This is a genomic window from Empedobacter sp. GD03739 (assembly GCF_029843245.1).
Taxonomy (GTDB): domain Bacteria; phylum Bacteroidota; class Bacteroidia; order Flavobacteriales; family Weeksellaceae; genus Empedobacter; species Empedobacter falsenii_B.
On record NZ_JAOCHX010000093.1, the window covers coordinates 1 to 2474 of the forward strand.

Genomic DNA, 2474 nt, shown 5'->3' on the forward strand with positions numbered 1-2474 from the left:
CTACAACAAAATATGAAATTCACCCTATTCCAAAACTTCAACGAGGTAATAAACACCATACCAGTTGAGCAAATCGTAACAGAAATCAAAGAAGGCGCATACAAAAGTCAAATCTTGTATTTGCGTAAATCCTTAGAACAAGGTAAGATGGAACCATACGAAAAAGCAAAGAAATCATTACTAGCTTTTACACCAAGTGCAACATTCAAGGGAGGTAGAAAATTAGACTACCTCCAACATTACAATCAACTAATCGTACTGGATATTGATAAAGTAGAAAAAAATAAGCTTGCCGAAATCAAACAAAAAGCGATTGAATTAAGTACAACATTTATGGCATTTATTAGTCCATCAAACAACGGATTAAAGCTATTCATCAAGGTTTCAACCAATCAAGACGAACACAAAAATACGTACAACATTGTCAAAGAATTTTACGAAAAAGCGTTAGAAATCGAAATCGATAAATCCGGAAAAGACATTACACGTTTATGTTTCTATTCTTATGATCCAGAAATCTATTTTAACCCAAACGCAGAAATTTTTTCTTGTTATTCTGAACTTGTTTCAGGATCTCACCAAATAAATAATCAATCTCATTTCAATGAAACACATCGAAACCATCCACAGAATAGTTTTACAGAAACGTATCAAAACCCATTTACACCAGATACGAATACGCTCATTGAACATTGCGTTAGATTCACAAAACAGAAAATGGATTACGTCGAAGGAAACAGAAATAACTTTGTACATCAATTAGCGTGTAACCTAAACCGAAAAGGAATCAGTTATGCAGAAGCATTAGGCTTCATTTTATCCGATTACAATTACAACGAAATCGAAGTAATGAATGCAGTAAAAAGTGCGTACAACAATACACACGAATTTGGTACTGATAAGGTGTATAAAACACCGAAAACAAAGGAAAAGACAAATCCGAAAAGTAGTTCAACAAACGAGGAAGAAATCGACGATGACGAAGAAAAACCTGCTGCCATAGAACGATTGGAAATGTTCCTAAATAAAAGGTACAACTTTAGGTACAACATTGTAACAGGAAAGTTGGAATACAAAAAGGTTCGCAACCAAATGTATAAACCAATAACCGACTTTGTAGAAAACTCAATTTTAAGAGAAGTATTAAAAGCTAAAGTCAAATGCAGTATTCAAGGATTACGCTATTTATTAATGTCGGATTATGTCGAACAATTTGATCCATTCAAAGATTATTTTTCGACGTTGCCAGAGATAAATCAAGAAGTAGATTACATCACCGAATTAGCCAATACCATCACAACTACCAATCAAGAATTATGGTTAGAGTGTTTCAAGAAATGGTTTGTTGCAATGGTGGCTTGTGTAACCAACGAAAAAGTAGTCAATCAAACAGTTATTGTGTTCAGTGGGAAACAAGGAATAGGAAAAACAACGTGGATGGAAAAGTTAGTACCTAAACCTTTAAAAGACTATTTGTTTTCAGGTACGATTAATCCAAACAACAAAGACACCTTAATCCATTTGGCAGAATGTATGTTAATCAACTTAGACGAATTAGAAAACCTAAATAAAACAGAAATCGGTTCTTTAAAAGAAATCATAACGAAATCCCATATCAGAATGAGAAAAGCATACGGACACAACAATGAAACCTTACCACGTAGAGCATCATTTGCAGGTTCGGTAAATACAGCTCAATTCCTAAATGATACTACTGGTTCAAGAAGATTCTTATGTTTTGAAGTAGAACATATTGAATACCATCACAACGTAAATTTAGATAATTGCTACAAACAAGCCCTACAATTAATAGATCAAGGATTTAGATATTGGTTTAACAACGAAGAAATTAAAAACATCAACCAAAACAACGAGCAATACCAAATCAAATCCCCAGAAGAAGAATTGCTATTAACCTGGTTCGAGAAAGCCGATAAAGAAACAGCAAATGCCTTTTTAAATGCAACCCAAATAGCTACAAGGTTAGCTTTTTTCAGTAACATCAACATTAATAGCGGAACAGTAAATCAATTGGGTAAAGCATTAAAGAAACACGGTTTTATGAGGATTTCAAAAAATGGTTCGTATGTCTATGCAGTCAAAGAATTAGAATACGATCAAGTACAAAAAATGAACAAAGAGTTAGACTAAAATGTCATTCTGAACTCGTTTCAGAATCTCATCCTAATTGTCATATTGAGCTTGTCGAAATATCTAATATCTAAAATCTAACATCAAAAATCTCAATACTATGTGCAAAAATCCCCTTACTTTTCCTTACTTTTTAAGTACTCAAAAAACGTTAAAATTTCATTGTAATACTCAAATATACAACGAATTATACCAAGTAAGGAAAGTAACCAAATTTGACCAAAAGAAAAAATTGTAAAATTCTCAAAATAAAAAACTGGAAACATAAGCTAAAATCAAAGAAAAGGAGAACCATTGGTTCTCCTTATTGCATTAATATCTTC

At 32.5% G+C, this 2474-nt stretch carries 1 protein-coding gene; it reads left to right on the plus strand.

Annotation, left to right across the window (positions count from 1 at the left end):
- A partial coding sequence (locus N5E64_RS15495; protein WP_347881241.1) for a VapE domain-containing protein occupies positions 1–2151 on the plus strand: 2151 nt, incomplete at its 5' end.
- Positions 2152–2474: the final 323 nt, after the last annotated feature.